This is a genomic window from Rubrivirga sp. (assembly GCF_965213695.1).
GTDB lineage: Bacteria > Bacteroidota > Rhodothermia > Rhodothermales > Rubricoccaceae > Rubrivirga.
Genome location: NZ_OZ243912.1, coordinates 3663202 through 3679139 on the forward strand (window position 1 = coordinate 3663202; position 15938 = coordinate 3679139).

A 15938-nucleotide genomic window follows, 5' to 3' on the forward strand; every position below is an offset into this window, starting at 1 on the left:
TGCCGCACGAGTCCTGGATTCCCGCCTGCGCGGGAATGACTTCACGTATTTGCGTATCTGCCACAAAACCTAGCGGCTCCGCTTTCCCGTGGGGAGAGGGGACCTCGCAGCAGAGATGGTGATGGCCCTGCCGCCGCCCCCGTCGCCTAGCCGCGTCCCAAGACCGCCCCGTCCACCTCGGCGCCGTTCAGGAAGTCCGCGACGTCCATCCGCCGCTTCCCCTCGCGCTGGACCTCGAGCACCTCGACCGCGCCGGGGTCGCACGCGACGCGCATCCGCCCCTCGACGACGGCCACCGTTCCGGGCGGACCATCCACCGCGTCCGTCGCCAAGCGGGTGCGCAGGATCTTCAGCGTCTCCCCGGCTCCGTCGGTCCAGGCGCCGGGAAACGGCGACAGCGCGCGGACGTGGTCGTGGACGCGGCGGGCCGGCTGGGCCCAGTCGACCCGGGCGTCGTCGCGGAAGATCTTCGGGGCCGGGCTGGCGAGCGTGTCGTCCTGGGGCTCGGCGTCGGCCGTGCCGGCGGCGATCCGGCGGACGGTCTCGACGACGGCGGCGGCGCCGACCTCGGCGAGGCGGTCGTGGACGTCGCCGGCCGTGTCGTCGGGCCCGACGGCGAGCCGGCGGCGAAGGATGACGTGGCCCGTGTCGACGGTCCGCTGCAAGAAGAACGTCGTGACGCCGGTCTCTGGGACGCCGTCCATCAGCGCCCGCTGGATCGGCGCCGCCCCGCGGTACGCCGGCAAGAGCGATCCGTGGAGGTTGAACGCGCCGAGCCGCGCCGTCTCGAACACCTCGGGCGGCAGGATCCGGAACGCGACGACGGCCAGCACGTCGGGCGCGAGCGCCGCCAGGTCGTCGGCGAACGCCGGGTCCCTCACGGACTCAGGCTGGAGGACGGTCAGCCCGTGCCGCTCGGCCGCCTCCTTCACCGCCGACGCGCGCACCTTCTGCCCACGGCCGGCCGGCTTGTCGGGCACGGTGACCACGGCGACCGGCGCGAGCCCGGCCTCGACGAGCGCGTCGAGCGAGGGCACGGCAAAGTCCGGCGTGCCCATGAAGACGATGCGGGGGGCGGCCACGGGCGGTCTCGGTGGGGGACGCCCCAAGCTACTCCGCGCCGACGCGCGGCCCGGACACGCACGGCTCGGGCTCGATCCCGCTCCCCTCGAACGGCGGGATCCGCCCGAAGCCGGGGACGAACGGGAACGCCCGGGTCACCGTCCCCCCCACGAAGCCGACGCCGCCCTCGACGTGGCCCAGGCTGACCTCGGCGAGCGCCTCCTCGACGTCGAGCCCGGCCACGTCGGGCCAGTCGGCGGTCCCGATGGCGACCCCGATCTCGGTCGCGACCGGGTACGCGAGCGGGAGCCCGGGGATCTCCATGCGAGCGGCGTCGTCGCCGAAGTAGACCGAGGCGTCGCGCGTCCCGTCGGGGCGGACGGCGAGCGACGGCCGCTTGTCGAACTCGTACCGCTCGCCGACGCGGCCCGCCCCCCGGAGCTCGTACCGGACCCAGGCGTCGACCAGCCGCGCGGCGCCCTCGACCCGGACCACGGTCGGGCACGACAAGAACCCGTCGAGGAGGGCGACCGTCACGTGGTCGAGGGATGGGATCGCCACGTCGGTCCGGGCCTCGGCGCCATCGGGGGCGCGGGCGACCAGCCGGTAGGTCCGGCCAGGCTCGACGGGCATCGTGGTCCAGAAGAGGTGGGCCGGGCCCGTCGCGAGCGCTCGGACGGCCTGCGTCAGCCGCTCGCGGCGGCCGTCGGCCGCGACGAGCTCGACCTCGGCCGCGAGCGGCCGCTCGTGGGGATTGACGGTCCGGCCGAACGCCTCGACGCGGACCCACTGCGTGTCGGCGGAGGCGTCGAGGTGGCCGCTCAGCGAGAACACCAGGTCCGACGGCTCGATGGGGTCGAGCGGCGCCTGGCACGCCGCCAGCGCGAGCAGGCCGAGCAGGGCGGGGCGCGTCATCGGGACGAGGTGCAGGGGAGGACCGTCGCGTCCGGCCCGAACCCGATCACGATGACGCCCGGGACGAACGGCTCGCGCTCGGTGACGGCCCCGCCGACGAAGCCGACGCCGTTCTCGACGCCGAACCCCTCGACCTGGAGCACGTCCTCGAGCGCGAGCCCGACGGGGTCCGGCCACGCCTCCGTCGCGACGGCCGTCACCACCTCGGCGCTCAGCAAGCCCCGGGGGCGGATCGGGTCGAGGTCCATCCGCCGGGCGTCGTCGGCGAAGTAGATCGAGGCCCGGATGGACCCGTCGTCGAGCCGCTGGAACGAGTCGGCGTGGGAAAAGCGGAACTCGGCGACCTGGCCGTCGGGCCGGGCGACGCGGTAGCGGGCCTGGACCTCGACCACGCGCTGGTCGCCCGACACGACGACGGTCGTGGGGCAGACGCTCCCGCCCGTTCGGACGGCCAGGTCGAACGACCCGTCGGCCGGGATCTCGATGGGGGCCGAGGTCTCGGCCCCGTCCGGGCGCCGGGCGTCCAAGCGGTAGCGGGCGCCGAGCGGGACGGGCGCCGTGGTCCAAAAGAGGTGGGCCGGGCCGGTTGGGAACGACCGGACGCGCTGGGTGAGCGCGACCTCGGCGCCGGTGCCGAGGTCGACGAGCGTCACGGCGGCGTCGATGGGCGCGGCGTCGGGCGCCGTCGTCTGGGCCAGCGGCTCGACGCGGACCCACTGCGTGTCGACGGAGGCGTCGAGGTACCCGCTCATGGAGAAGTACAGGTCCGACGGCTCGATGGGGTCGAGCGGCACCTCGCAGCCCAGCGCGAGCGCGGCGAGGGCCACGCCGAGACGGAGCGCGCGGCGGCTCACGCTCCCTCGGGGCGCGTCCCGGGGGCGAAGCAGCGCCCGGGCGGGACGAGCTCCGAGCGCCGGGTCACGACGCCGCCCACGAACCCGACGCCGCCTTCGAGGCCGGGAGACTGCGCGAACAGGACGTCCTCGACCGTGAGCCCGACCGTCGCCGGCCAGCTCGGCGTGGTGATGGCGACCCGGACCTCCGCCCGCTGGAGGCCGCGCCCTGGGCTCGCCGACCCGATGTCCGTCGACGGGTAGATCGACACCTGGAGGCTCCCGTCCACCCGGCCCGTCACCTTGCCGACGTAGGAGACGATGGTCTCCTGAGCCCGCCCGCGCGCGTCGAACGTGTAGCGGGCCTGGACGTCGGCGAGGCGCTCGGCCCCGCGCACGCTGACCACGACCGGGCAGTCGCGCCCGTTGCCGACGACGTCGACCTCGACCCCGGTCGTGTCCGGCACCGGGACGGTGACCGAGGCCGTCCGGCCGTCCGGGGCCCGAGCCACGAGCTGGTAGGTCTGGCCCGGTGCGACCGGCGACGTCGTCCAGAACAGGTGGGCCGGGCCGGTGACGAACGGGCGGACCTCCTGCGCCAGCGTGACCGATCCGCCCAGCCCCGACAGCGTCACGGCCGCGTCGACGGGGTCTGCGGAGGCGGCGGTCGACCGCTCGAACGGCTCGACGCGGACCCACTGCGTGTCGGCCGTCGCGTCGAGGTAGCCGCTCAGCGAGAACGCGATGTCGGACGGGGCGATGGGGTCGAGCGGCACCTCGCAGCCGGCAACCGCCAGCAGCGCGACCCAGGCGAGCCAGGGAGCCAAACGGCTCATCGGGTGCGGAGCCGGGCCGAGACGTAGGGCACGATGGGGAGTTGGTTTACGCGGCGGCCCCGGAAGACGTCGTAGTAGAACACGTTGTCGCGGTTGTACGTGTTGATCGCGCCCGCACGGACGTCGAGGGCGGCCCGGCCGAGCGGGACGTCGGTCCCGGCCGAGACGTCGAGCCGGTGGTACGCCGGGAGCCGCCCGTTGAACGGGCGCTCGAACACGACGCGCGGGTAGCCCGGGTCGGTCGTGACCTCGGGGAGCCCGAACGGCGGGACCGTCACGTCGAACCCGTAGGGCCGCGTGTACGGCAGGCCCGAGCCGAACTGCCACCGCCCGCCGACCTCGAACCGTCCAAGCCCGACTTGGACGGCCGCCTGGAGCTGGTGCCGCCGGTCGTGCGCGGGGTGGTACGCGCTGTACGCTTGGCCGCCGCGCACCAAGAAGGCCCCGTCAACCGCCGTGTACTCGGTGACCCCGTAGGCATACGAGACGTAGGTGTAGGCCGGGCCGGCCTGCCACTCGACGCGGGCGTCGGCGCCGACCGAGGTCGAGCGGGCCTCGGTGGGGATGAGCGTGAACTGAGTCCGCGCGCTCCAGATCGGGATGGGCAGCCCGTCGATCCGCCGAGCGTAGCCCTCGACGCCGACGCGCAGGCCGCGGCCGAGCGGGACCGTGGCCCCGGCGAGCGCGTGCAACGCCGTCTGCTCCTCGAACCCCTCGGGCGGGCCGGTCCACGCGATGAACGGGGAGGCCGCGTCGCGCTCGTCGGTGAGCCCCACGAGCGACTGGCGGTAGAGGCCGGCGGCGGCCGAGAGCTCGGGCCCGCGCGGGCCGGCCGGCATCAGCGACGCCCGCACGCGGGGCTCGAGCCCGAACGACTCGGAGTAGGGCTTGAGGACCAAGGCGACGCTGGGCGTGACCGTGAGCGGGCCGAAGGGGACCTCGAGCCCGGCGTGGACCGCCCCGCCCAGCAGGAAGTCGCCGTCCTCGCGCGCCGTCGTGGCGTCGCCCAGCCGGTACTTCGTGACGGCCAGCGAGCCGCGCCCGCCGAACCGGAGCCGGACCGCGCCGAGCGACCGCGTGAGCTCGGCCGAGAACCGGCCCTCGGTCAGCCGCGACGCCCGCTCGCGGCTCTCGCCCCGCAGGAACGACGCGGCCGGGCCGATCCCGCTGTCGAGGTGGCTGACGCTCGCGGCCACGTCGACGCGCCCGTCCAGCCCCGACGGCGCCGAGATGCATCGGCCGCCGACGACCACGTTCTGCCACTCGAAGGCGTCGTCGGACTCGGGGTCGAGCCGGCCCCGGTCGGCCGTCGCCAGGCCCATCGCCGAGCACCGCGACGCGGCCGAGGCCGTCGAGATCTTGACGAGCCCGTCGGAGAACTGGAGCGGGACGTCGGCGCCGACGGCATCGGCGAGCGGCTCGACGACCGACGTCCGGACCGACGCGATCCACGACGAGGTCCCCTTGACGAGCGGCCCCTCGCCCTGGGCCGAGACCACGAACGGGCCGGCCGTCGCCGACGCCTGGAGCCGCTCGGTGCTCCCCTCGCGCAGCGTCACGTCGAGGACCGACGACACGCGCCCGGTGTACTGGGCCCCGTAACCGCCGGCGTAGAAGTCGGCCGCGCCGACCAAGTCCTCGGGGAACGCCGAGAAGAAGCCGATGGCGTGGAACGGCTGGAAAACCGGCGCTCCGTCGACGAGCACCAGGTTCTGGCTCGGCGTCCCGCCCCGGACGAACAGGCCTCCGCCGCGGTCGCCGACGGTCACGACACCGGGCAACGACTGGAGGTAGACCGCCAGGTCGCCCGCGACGTCGGGCGACGGGATCCGGCCCAGGTCGGCCGGGCGGATCTTCTGCAGGCCGCCCGAGACGTCGGCCGCGCCGCCGGCCGCCTGGACGACGACCTCGTCGAGCGCGCCGGCCGGCGCCAGCTCGGGGCTCCACGTCGTCGGCCCGTCGCCGATGGCGAGCGTGTCGAAGGCGGCGGCGTAGCCGACGTAGGTGGCCCGGGCGGCCCAGCGACCGGGCGCCAACCCGCCGACCTCGTAGAACCCCTGGGCGTCCGTGACCGAGCCCCGCAGCGGGCCGACCGGCGTCGCCCCGTCGAGCCGCTGCATCGCCACGTTCGCGCCGGCGAGCGGCCCGCGCTCGGCGGCCGTCACGAACCCGCGCGCCGACTGCCCCCAAACAGGCGCCGCGCCGACGAGCAGGGTCGTCAGCGCGGCGAGGAGGCAGCGGGTCGCGAGACCTCGGCTCACATGCGTGTCCGGTCGTCCCAGTGCGGGATCAGCAAGCGGAAGTCGCCCATGCCCGACTCGTCGACGAAGATGAACCGGCGGCCCTGGCCGTAGTAGCTCCAGATCTGGTACGGGCGGGTCCCGTAGTTGAACGGGTGGTCCTCGACGTAGTCGGGCTCGCCGAAGCGGATGAAGATCTCGCCGCGGTCGGTGTTCCAGCCGCGGTCGTGGAAGCGGCTGTAGCGCTCGTTGGCGTAGGCCACGCGGAAGTAGTACTCCTCCATCTGCTCGTTGCGGTTCGTGCCCGGCGTCGGGTCGCGGCGGTCCCAGAACGAGAGGAACAGGCGGCGCTGCTCCTCGGGCGTCGGCGCGTTCCGGATGGCCCGGAGCTCGTCGTCCTTGGCCACGTAGCGGAGCTGGTCGATGGCCTGGTCGAGGTCGGCGATCTGGCTGTCGAGCCCCATCCAGCGGACGGCGAACCGCTTGTCGGCCGTCGCCAGCGTCGTCCCGTCGGCCGTCGCCAAGCGGATGGTCAGCGTGTAGTCGCCGACCTGCAACGCCTCGGTCTCGATCCGGAACGCGGCCGGCGTCCGGCCGGCCTCGACCTCGAGCGGCTCGGTCACGGCGACCGGCGTGCCCAGGTCGGCCTGCTGACGCGGCGCGAGCCCCAGGAGCGCGCCGAACGACGGCCGCTCCCTCACGCGGCTCTGCTCGGTCACGACGTAGGTCACCTGGAGCGCCGTCGGCGCCGGGGCGTAGAGGTCGTACGAGACCCAGAAGGCGGCGTCCTCGGTCGAGACGGTCGCCCCGACGATGGGCGTCGCCGAGCCGGCGGCCGGGTCGTAGTCGCTGAGCAGGAGCGGGTCGGAGAGCGTCACGCCGGGCTGGGCCAGGTCGCGGACGACGTGGCCGACCTCGCGCGTCAGCGAGCGCCCGCTCGACCCGTCCTCGACGGCCACCTCGACGACGTAGCGGCCGGGCGCGACGGCCAGCGTCTGGACGGCCCGGTCCTCACGGTCGGCGTCCTGGGTCGCGTCGTAGTCGTCGGCCGTCACGTCGCGCTCGAACGTCCGGCTGACGACCAGGCCTTGCTGGGTCCCGTCGGCGTCGAGGGCGTAGACCTGGACGGTCACGGCGTAGCTCGCCTCGAACCCGTCGGCGGCGGCGAGGAATCGCAGGCTCGTGTTGGGGACGGCCGTGTAGACGTCGACCCGGGTCTCGGGGCCGGCGGCGGCCTGGGCCCGCTGCGTCACGACCTCGACGTCGAAGGCGGGCGTGTAGGCGGCCTGGGCCAGGGCCGGCCCGGCGAACGCCGCCAGGGTCAGCAGGCCGGCCAGGACGCTCCGGGTGGAGCGGGCCAGGGAGTAGCGAGCGCGCATAGGCTCGACAGGAGCTCGGGGATGGGGATGGGGTGGCATACGCCGCAGACAAGATGCAGTACGCGAGAGCGCTTTCACAAGGGCGATCCGCGAACCGTCCGCACGGGCGGGCGAACCGTCGCCGGTCCGAGCCCAGCGGCCGGCCCGAGGGGCGCCGGGCCGTTAGGCGGTCGCGGCGTCGCCGAAGAGGGCCGCGACGAACGCCGCGCGGTCGAAGACCTGGAGGTCGCCGATGCCCTCCCCGACACCGATGTATTTAACGGGGATCTGGAACTCGTTGGAAATGCCAATCACGATGCCCCCCTTGGCTGTCCCGTCGAGCTTGGTCAGGACCAGCCCGGTCACGTCGACGGCTTGGGTAAACGCCTGGGCCTGGCGGAGCGCGTTCTGGCCCGTGCTCGCGTCGAGCACCAGCAGGACCTCGTGCGGCGCCCCGGCCACCTGGCGGCCCATCACCCGGCGGACCTTGGCGAGCTCGTCCATCAGCCCGACCTGGTTGTGGAGCCGCCCGGCCGTGTCGATCAGGACCACGTCGGCCCCGCGCGACTTGGCGGCGGCGAGGGTGTCGAAGGCGACCGCGGCGGGGTCGGCGCCCTGGTACTGCTTGATGATGTCGACGCCGGCCCGCTGGGCCCACACGTCGAGCTGCTCGGTCGCCGCGGCGCGGAACGTGTCGGCCGCGCCGAGCAGCACCTCCTTGCCGGCCTGGTGGTAGTGGTGGGCGATCTTGCCGATCGACGTCGTCTTGCCCACGCCGTTGACGCCGACGACCATCACGACGTGGGGCGTGCTCGGGAGGGGCGCGTCGAAGTCGGCCGGGCGCTCGGGGGCGTTGGCGAGCATGAGGTCGGCGATCTCGGCCCGCATCAACCCCTGGAGCTCCTTCGTCGAGACGTACTTGTCCTCGGCCACGCGCGCTTCGACCCGTCGGATGATCTCGACCGTCGTCGCGACGCCGACGTCGGACGTGACCAGGACCTCTTCCAAGTCGTCCAGGACCTCGTCGTCAACGGTGTCCTTGCCGGCGACGGCCCGGCTGAGCTTGTCGAACAGCCCGGTCCGCGTTTTTTCGAGCCCGGCCTCGAGCGAGGCCTGCTCCTTCTCTTTCCGTTTGAACCCGAACAGGGCCATTGTCGATGCGAGGTGGTGCCTCCGCCGTACCGGCCGGCGGCCCGGGGAGATCCCGGGGGCGGAAGGACGCCAGGTGGAGAATGGAGGATAGCGAGCGGACGATGACGAGTCTGGGCGGCGACCGTCCGCCCTCTACCCTCTGCTCTCCACCCTCTCCCCTTCCCGCTCCAGCACGTCGAGTCGGTACTCCGGCTGGCGGTCGCTGGCGAGCCGTGTCCACCCGGGCCGGGCGAGGAACAGGTCGTGGACGTCGTCGCCGGTGAGCGGGTAGTCCGTCGGGCCGGTCCAGTGGACCAGGACGAGGTGGCCGCCGGGCTCGACGGCGTCGGCCAGCCGGTCGGCCCAGTCCGCCAGTCGCTCGCGCGCGAGGTAGTACCCGACCTCGCTGACCACGGCGAGGTCGAACGGCCCGGCGGGCATCTCGTCCGGCATCGCCCGGCGCTCGACGCGGACGTGGGGCACGCCGGCCAGGCGCTCGCGGGCCCGGTCGAGCGCGTCCGGCGCCACGTCGACGGCCCACAGCGCGTCGCAGCGGTCGGCCAGCCGCTCGGTCAGGGCGCCGTTCGCGCAGCCGGCCTCGAAGGCGCGGGCGTAGCGGGCGCGGGGCAAGGCGGCCAGCGTCGCCGCGTACTTGGCGGCCTCGTACGGGCTCGTGTCGAACCCCCACGGGTCGGCCTCGGCGGCGTAGAGCGCCTCGAAGTACGCCGGATCGACGGACCCGTCGGGGCGGAGGTAGGGAGCGGTGGGGGCGGGCATGGGCGGTGGGAGTCAGAGGTCCCAGAACAGCTCCCAGTCGCGGTCGAACCGGGCGAGCACGTCGGGCGAGAGGACGAACCCGTCCGGGTCGTCGTCGATCAAGGTCGTGGTTTGGGAGCGGTGGGCGGCGACGGCCCGACGCTTGCGGTCCCGTGCGGCCGAGACGTCGAGGCGCCACGGCGTCCCCTCGGTCGGGGCGAGGTCGCCGCGGACCCACGCCCACACGGGGTAGGCCACGCGGCGCGGTGCCGGGTCGAGCCGGGCGCAGGCGGACTCGGCCAGCATTGCCGTCGCGATGTGGTCCGGGTGCGGATCGCCGTCCCACGGCGCGAACACGGTCGCCGCCCCGGCGAGCGCGTCGGCGAGCGCGGCCACGGCCGCCTCGATCGCCTCGCCGAGGTCGGCGAGCGCGCCGTCGGGCAGGCCGAGAAAGCGGACCGCATCCGCCCCGAGCCCGAGCGCGTCGAGCGCCGCGACCGTCTCGGCCTGTCGGAGCGCGCGCAACCGGTCGGGCGGGTACGCCTGCGAGTTCGGGTGCGAGCCGGCCCCGTCCGTCACCACAACGACACGCGCCGGCACGCCGGCCGCCGCGAGCGACGCCAGCAGGCCGCCGCACGCCAGCGACTCGTCGTCGGGGTGCGGGGCCACGACGGCGACCGGCCCGGCGACGGAGGCGAGTGGGCGGACGGGGTGCCGCTCGGGCGCGTCGAGGTGGGACGTCACGCCGAGCGCGGGTGGCGTGTGTGGGTGCGGACGTCGTCCTCCTCCCACACCCCCATCCTCCCCACTCCGTGCCGGCCTCACAGGTCCGAGCCGCGCGCGCGCTGGCGGTGGCCGAGCGCGAACGCGCCGGCGGCGACGAGGGCCCCGTCGGGGTCGGGCTGGCGGAGGTAGAGGCGGAGATCGCGGGCGACCCGCTCGAGCGGCCCGGGCTGGCCGAGCCCGCGCGCACCGGCGGCGTGGTCGGCGAGCCGCATGACGTCGGTGCAGGCCCGCTCGACGGCACCGCGCGCGGCCTGGACCGCCGCGACGCGCTCGGCGTCGGTCGCGGCCGGCCGGGCCCACAGCCGGGCGACGCCGAGCAGCCACAGCCGGGCCGTCTCGACGGCCGCCTCGATCTCGCCGAACCGGGCCTGCTGGCCGGGATGCTCGGCGCGGCCGAGCGCGTCGAGGTGCTCGGCGACGGCGTCCGCGAGGGCCTCAGCCCCGCCCGTCTGGACGGCCAGGAAGCGGACGGCCCCGCCCGAGAACGCGGGCTCGGCGTAGTAGCGGTCCGGCGCGCCGAGCAGGTCGGCCGGCGCCAGCACGACGCCGTCGAACCGGGTGACGCCGCTGCCGGTCGCCCGCATCCCCTCGGCCCGCCACGCCTCCGGCTCGACGGCCACCGGCGCCGTATCGGCACGGACGACGGCTTGCTGCCACCCGCCGCGCGGGCCACCGAGTCGGCCCGTCACGAGAGGCCGGGTGACGACGGCGCACCCGGTCGCGAACGTCTTCGCCCCGGCCATCTCGACCCGGTCGCCGCGACGTTTCAGGCGGACGCCCTCGGCCGGGACCTCGGTGTTCCAGACGGCGAAGAGGTGGCCGGCGCGGGCGTCGGCGAACAGACGGGCGCGCTGGGCCGCCGTCCCGTCACTGGCGACGCGGAGGAGCGCGTCGACGTGGCCCTCGAACAGGCGCCCGAGCGGCAGGCTCCCCCGGCCCACGTGCCGGAGCGCCGTCAGCAGCTCGTGGAGCCGGTCCGGCGCGCCCAGCCCGGCGCCGCCCTCGGCCTCGGGCAGCGTCAGCGTCAACAGGCCGGACGAGCGGAGAGCGTCGAGGTCGGCGTCGAGGTACCGCCGGAGCCGATCTGCTTGGGCGGCGCGCGGGGCGACCTCGGCGGCGACCGCGCGGGCGGCCTCGACCGGATCGGACGTGGCGAGGACGGCCGGGGCGGACTGGCCGTCGCCGGTGGGGAGAGCGGGCATGGGCAAAGCAGTGACGGCGAGGCGGCGGGCGCGGTCGAGGCGAGCGCACGGGGAGAGGGACTCGACAACGGCGATCCGAGCGCGGAGGTCGGCCACGGCGAGCGAGACGTGCTGGCCGCCGTCGGGCGGAGCCGGCGGCGTGTCGAGCAGGGCGACGGGCGGCGGGCGGTCCGGAAACCGGGCCCGGTCGAGGCCGAGCCGGGCCAGCCGGCGCTCGCACCCAGCGGCCGTCTCGACCGTCGGCTCGGTCCCGGCGCGGGCATGGACCGTCCACCGGGCGACGTCGTTCGCCAGCCCCCCACGCGCGCGGCCGACCGACCGCGCCGAGGTCCAGACCCGGACGCGGGCGCTGTGCCGGACGCGCAGCCCGGCGGCCCACAGCGCATGGACCAGGGCGATGTCCTCGTGCATCGGCCGGGCCGGCAGGCCGCCGACGGCGGCGTAGGCGTCGGCGCGGACGGCCAGGCTCGCACCGAAGTGGTGGTGGTGGCGCGGCGTCGGGTCCCACGGCTCGGGCGCGTAGAGCTGTCGCAGCGACTCGACGGCCCGCCGGTACGCCAGCTCGAACAGGGCGAATCGGCGGACGCCCGGCGCCAGCCCAGCCCGCTCGTCGGGCAGCAGCAGGGCCCGCCCACCGACCGCGTCGACGTCGGAGATCTCGTCGAGTGTCGCCGCGAGCCAGTCGGGGGCCGGGCACGTGTCGGCGTCGGTCGAGCAGATCGGCCCGGCCGGCGCCCCGGCCGCCCACAGCCGGGCGCAGGCGGCGTCCATCAGCACCCGCCGCGCCGTGCCGACGTGGGCCTCGCCCGGCGCGAGCGCGATCTCGGCCACCCGCACCCACGGCGGCGCACACGCGCGGGCGACCTCGGCCGACCCGTCGGTCGAGTTGTTGACGAGCACGAGGGCCTCGACCGTCCCGTCGGCGAACGGCCGGCCGTCGGCGTCGCGCTGGGCGTCGAGCGCCGCGAGCAGCGCCGGCAGCCGCCGGGCCTCGTCCCGAGCGGGGACGATGACGGACGCGCGCAAGCCCGGGCTCGACGGGCCGAACAGGTCGGGCCGGGCGCGCGCGAGCACGGCCGCCTGCGGCGACCCGCCGGCGCGGACGTCGGGGGGAGAGACGACGGTCACGGCATCCGGCGCTGCCACCGCGCCAGCTCGGCCGCCAGCCCGGCGTGGACCGGGCGCCCGCCGTCGGCGTCGGGCACGCCCAACAAACCGTTCGGGCACGGCCGGTCGTCCTCCCAGCCGGGGTGGTCGGCGATGGGGTACCAGCACAGCCCGTGCACCGGCACGCCGTCGGCGCGGGCGGCCTCGACCTCGCCCGCGACCCGGGCCAGCCAGCGCGGCCGGTCGTCGCCCTCGGTCCCCGTCTCCGAGACGACGAGCGGGCGGCGGTACCGGTCCCACACCTCGGCCAGCATCGCGCGGAACGGCCGGCGGCGCGGGCTCCGCGGCGGCAGCGCCTCCCCCTCGTAGACCCACTGGTTCTGCGGGTAGTAGTTGAGGCCGAGCACGTCGAGCACGCCCTCGTCCCCCCCGATCTGGGGCCACAGCCGGCCGGCCAGCAGGTCGAACGCCTGGAACTGGGCCTGGCGGTAGCCCTCGGCGTGGCCGGCTTGGCGCGGCGTCCGAGGCACCACGTGGACGACGGGCTCGGCCCACAGCAGCCTCGCGCGGGGGTCCACCTCGCGGACGGCGTCGGCCGCTGCCAGCGCGGCGCGGGCGAGCTGGACCTTGAGCTCGAAGCTCCGCCCCTCGGCGAACGGCGGGAACAGCGCCTGGTCGCCGCCGGCCCACGACCAGAACGACAGCTCGTTGACGGGGCACCACCACGGGACCGTGTCGGTCTCGTCGCGGTGGACACGCGCCGCCGCCCGCGCGAAGGCCGCAAACCGGTCGACAAACGCCGGGCGCCAGACGTCGAGGCCGTCCGGCACGCCGTAGTGGCACAGGTCCCACACGACCTGGGTCCCGGTCTCGCGCGCCGCGCGGAGCTGCCTCAGCCACGAGCCCCAGTCGTACCGGCCCGCCGTCGCCTCGACGAGCGGCCACCGGAGCCCGTCGCGGACGGTCCGGATGCCGAGCTCGGCGAGGGCGCGGTAGTCCCGAGCCGCCCACCGGTCGTGCCGGGTCGCCGCGATCACGTCGACGCGGCGGCGGTCGGCCAGGCGGCGGTGGGAGGAGCACTCCCAGCCGCCCTGCCAGAACGAGGCGAACGGCGAGGCGTCCGCTCCCTCAGGGACGTCGGGACGCGGGGCGTCCGTGCGAGCACGGCGCACGACCGCACCCTCACCCTGTCCCTCTCCCGGCGGGAGAGGGGACGCCGTAGGAAAGGTCGGGCTGACCTTCACGCATCCGCGTCGACCGTCGCGCCATCGGCGCGCACGCGGTCGGCGCCGTTCTCTAGGTGGACCGGGCTCGTGCCGCCGTCGCCGGACGGGAGCGTCGCCTTGCGCGCGCCCGTCGGGCGCGGAGCCGGCCGGGCGGGCTCGCCGCGCGCGGCGACCTCGTCGAAGAGCGCGAGCGCCTGGGCCACCACCTGGTCCATGTTGTAGTACTTGTAGGTCGCCAGCCGGCCCACAAAGTCGACGCCGTCGGTGGCCTCCGCCAGCGCCGCGTACCGGCGGTACAGCTCGGCGTTCTCCGGCCGCGGGATCGGGTAGTACGGGTCGCCCTCGGCGCGGGGGTACTCGTACACGACCGACGTCTTCGGGTGCTCCTGGCCCGTCAGCCACTTGAACTCGGTGCACCGCGTGTAGGCGTGCTCGTTGGGAAAGTTGACGACGGGCGCGGCCTGGAACCGCTCGACCGCGTGCGTCTCGTGCTCGAAGTGGAGCGACCGGTACGGGAGCTTCCCGAACCGGACGTCGAAGAACTCGTCGACCGGGCCGCTGTAGACCACGTGGTCGTGCGGAATGACGTCGCGGACGTCGCGGTAGTCCGTGTTCAGCAACACGCTGATGTTCGGGTGGTCCAGCATCCGCTCGAACATCCGGGTGTAGCCCAAGAGCGGCATCGCCTGGTAGGTGTCTGTGAAGTACCGGTCGTCGCGGTTCGTCCGCGTCGGGACCCGGCTCGTCACGCTCGCGTCGAGCTCGGACGGGTCGAGCCCCCACTGCTTGCGGGTGTACCCGCGGAAGAACTTCCGGTACAGCTCCTGCCCCACGCGCCCGACGACGACGTCCTCGCTGGTGCGGACGGGCTCGCGGGGCTCGGCGACCGACGCGAAGAAATCCTCGACCTCGAACGACGTCAGGCTCAGTCCATACAGCCGGTTGATCGTGTCGAGGTTGATCGGGATCGGGACCTGCTGGCCGTCGACCGACGCGAGGACCCGGTGCTCGTAGGGCCGCCACGCCGTGAACCCCGAGAGGTAGTCCCACACGCGCCGGGCGTTCGTGTGGAAGATGTGGGGCCCGTACCGGTGGACGAGCAGGCCGTCCGCGTTGTACTCGTCGTAGGCGTTCCCGCCGACGTGCGGGCGCTTGTCGACGACGAGGACGCGGCGGCCGAGCTGGCTCGCGAGCCGCTCGGCGAGCACGGACCCGGCGAACCCGGCCCCGACGATGAGGTGGTCGAACATCAGAGCGTGGAGGTGGCCCGGGCGGGCGTGGACGAATGGGTGGGCGTGGGCGGGTGGGCGGACGGGGCGCGCGAGGCGGCGTCGAGGAGCCGGCCCATCGCGGCGGCCGTCGCGTCCCACGACGTCCGGGCGAGCACGGCCCGCATGGCCTCGGTCCGCCGCTGGCGGTCGGCGTCGCCCGCGTCGAGCGCGGCCTCGCAGGCGCCGACGAACGCCGCGGGCGTGTCGGCCAGGCGGACGATGTCGCCGTAGGGGTCGGCCACGTCGGTGATCGGCGTCGAGACCACGGGCCGCTCGGCGGCGAAGTACTCCAGCGTCTTGGTTGGGCTGATGAACTCGGTCGACCGGTTCCGCGCGAACGGGAGCAGGCACACGTCCCACCCCGCCAGGTACGCCGGGAGCTCGTCGTAGGTCTTGCCGCCGAGCCAGTGGAGGTTCGGCGCCTGCGGCAGCTCGGCCGGGTCGATCTTGACGACGGGCCCGACCATCACCACCTGCCACTCGGGGTGGGCCGCCGCCAGCGCCGCGACCACGTCGCGGTCGAGCCGCTCGTCGATGACGCCGAAGAAGCCCAGGCGCGGGTGCGCCAGGTCGCGCTGGTCGGCCGGCTCGTCGAGCGCCGGCGCGCCCGGGCGGGCCTGCCCAAAGTGGGCCGCGTCGACCGACGACGGGAAGCAGTGGACCGACGAGTGCCGGTCCTTCTTCGCACGGTACAGGCTGGGCCCGCCGGTGAACACCAGGTCGGCCCGGCCGAGCAGGTCGCGCTCGCGGTCGAGCAGCCCGGCCGGCGCGTGGTCGAACGCCGACAGCTCGTCCATGCAGTCGTAGACGACGGCGCGGGGCTCGACGGCGTCCAGCAGCGGGGTCGCCAGCGGCGTGTAGACCCAGGCGTCGCAGGCGCCCAACGCCTCGGTCTCGACGGCCCACCGCCGCACGAGCGGCGCGACCACGTCGAGCTGGGCGTCGGAAAACCCGGGCTCGCCGACCGGCGTGTGGGGCCGGAGCACGGTCACTCCAAGCGCCGCGTCGATGGCTTCGAGGCGCGGCGAGCCGTCCGCGTGGACGGGCTCTTCGACGACGAACACGGGGCGGGTCGCCGCCAGCCGCGACAGGACGTGCTGGGGGCGTTGGTACACGAAGTCCCACCGGAGGTGGGACAGGACCACGAGGGGAGAGGGCACGAGGAGAGGGGCGGGGGTGTGGGACCGAATCGGAGCCGAACCCTACGCTACGCCC

General features: G+C 75.0%; 13 protein-coding genes. All 13 read right to left on the minus strand.

Going from position 1 to position 15938, the window contains the following annotated elements; translation table 11 throughout:
* Positions 1-146 precede the first annotated feature (146 nt).
* Positions 147-1082, minus strand: coding sequence for a methionyl-tRNA formyltransferase (gene fmt / locus ACOOHE_RS16285; protein ID WP_420455136.1), 936 nt, complete (start codon positions 1080-1082; stop codon positions 147-149).
* Between the two features lie 28 nt (positions 1083-1110).
* Positions 1111-1977, minus strand: a complete 867-nt coding sequence (locus ACOOHE_RS16290; RefSeq protein WP_420455137.1) for a hypothetical protein — start codon at positions 1975-1977, stop codon at positions 1111-1113.
* Positions 1974-2831, minus strand: a complete 858-nt coding sequence (locus ACOOHE_RS16295; protein WP_420455138.1) for a hypothetical protein — start codon at positions 2829-2831, stop codon at positions 1974-1976. Before ACOOHE_RS16295 ends, ACOOHE_RS16290 begins: the two co-directional genes overlap by 4 nt.
* Positions 2828-3646, minus strand: coding sequence for a hypothetical protein (locus tag ACOOHE_RS16300; protein ID WP_420455139.1), 819 nt, complete (start codon positions 3644-3646; stop codon positions 2828-2830). Before ACOOHE_RS16300 ends, ACOOHE_RS16295 begins: the two co-directional genes overlap by 4 nt.
* Positions 3643-5907 carry a carboxypeptidase regulatory-like domain-containing protein gene (locus tag ACOOHE_RS16305; protein WP_420455140.1) on the minus strand — a complete coding sequence of 755 codons (2265 nt, stop codon included), beginning with the start codon at positions 5905-5907 and terminating at the stop codon, positions 3643-3645. The genes ACOOHE_RS16300 and ACOOHE_RS16305 overlap by 4 nt, the downstream gene beginning before the upstream one ends.
* On the minus strand, positions 5904-7265 hold the full coding sequence (locus ACOOHE_RS16310) for a GWxTD domain-containing protein (RefSeq protein WP_420455141.1): 1362 nt from the start codon (positions 7263-7265) through the stop codon (positions 5904-5906). The genes ACOOHE_RS16305 and ACOOHE_RS16310 overlap by 4 nt, the downstream gene beginning before the upstream one ends.
* Positions 7266-7427: 162 nt before the next feature.
* On the minus strand, positions 7428-8396 hold the full coding sequence (gene ftsY, locus ACOOHE_RS16315) for a signal recognition particle-docking protein FtsY (RefSeq protein WP_420455142.1): 969 nt from the start codon (positions 8394-8396) through the stop codon (positions 7428-7430).
* Between the two features lie 132 nt (positions 8397-8528).
* Positions 8529-9152, minus strand: coding sequence for a class I SAM-dependent DNA methyltransferase (locus tag ACOOHE_RS16320; protein WP_420455143.1), 624 nt, complete (start codon positions 9150-9152; stop codon positions 8529-8531).
* A 12-nt stretch (positions 9153-9164) separates the two neighbouring features.
* The gene (locus ACOOHE_RS16325) at positions 9165-9875 is read right to left on the minus strand and encodes a PIG-L deacetylase family protein (RefSeq protein WP_420455144.1); all 711 of its coding nucleotides are present in this window, start codon (positions 9873-9875) and stop codon (positions 9165-9167) included.
* A gap of 77 nt (positions 9876-9952) precedes the next feature.
* The gene (locus ACOOHE_RS16330) at positions 9953-12247 is read right to left on the minus strand and encodes an acyl-CoA dehydrogenase family protein (protein ID WP_420455145.1); all 2295 of its coding nucleotides are present in this window, start codon (positions 12245-12247) and stop codon (positions 9953-9955) included.
* Positions 12244-13398: a beta-glucosidase gene (locus tag ACOOHE_RS16335; protein ID WP_420455146.1), complete on the minus strand. Its 1155-nt coding sequence runs from the start codon at positions 13396-13398 to the stop codon at positions 12244-12246. Before ACOOHE_RS16335 ends, ACOOHE_RS16330 begins: the two co-directional genes overlap by 4 nt.
* 68 nt (positions 13399-13466) lie before the next feature.
* Positions 13467-14702 carry a UDP-galactopyranose mutase gene (gene glf, locus ACOOHE_RS16340; RefSeq protein ID WP_420455147.1) on the minus strand — a complete coding sequence of 412 codons (1236 nt, stop codon included), beginning with the start codon at positions 14700-14702 and terminating at the stop codon, positions 13467-13469.
* Positions 14702-15883, minus strand: a complete 1182-nt coding sequence (locus ACOOHE_RS16345; RefSeq protein WP_420455148.1) for a glycosyltransferase — start codon at positions 15881-15883, stop codon at positions 14702-14704. Before ACOOHE_RS16345 ends, glf begins: the two co-directional genes overlap by 1 nt.
* Positions 15884-15938: the final 55 nt, after the last annotated feature.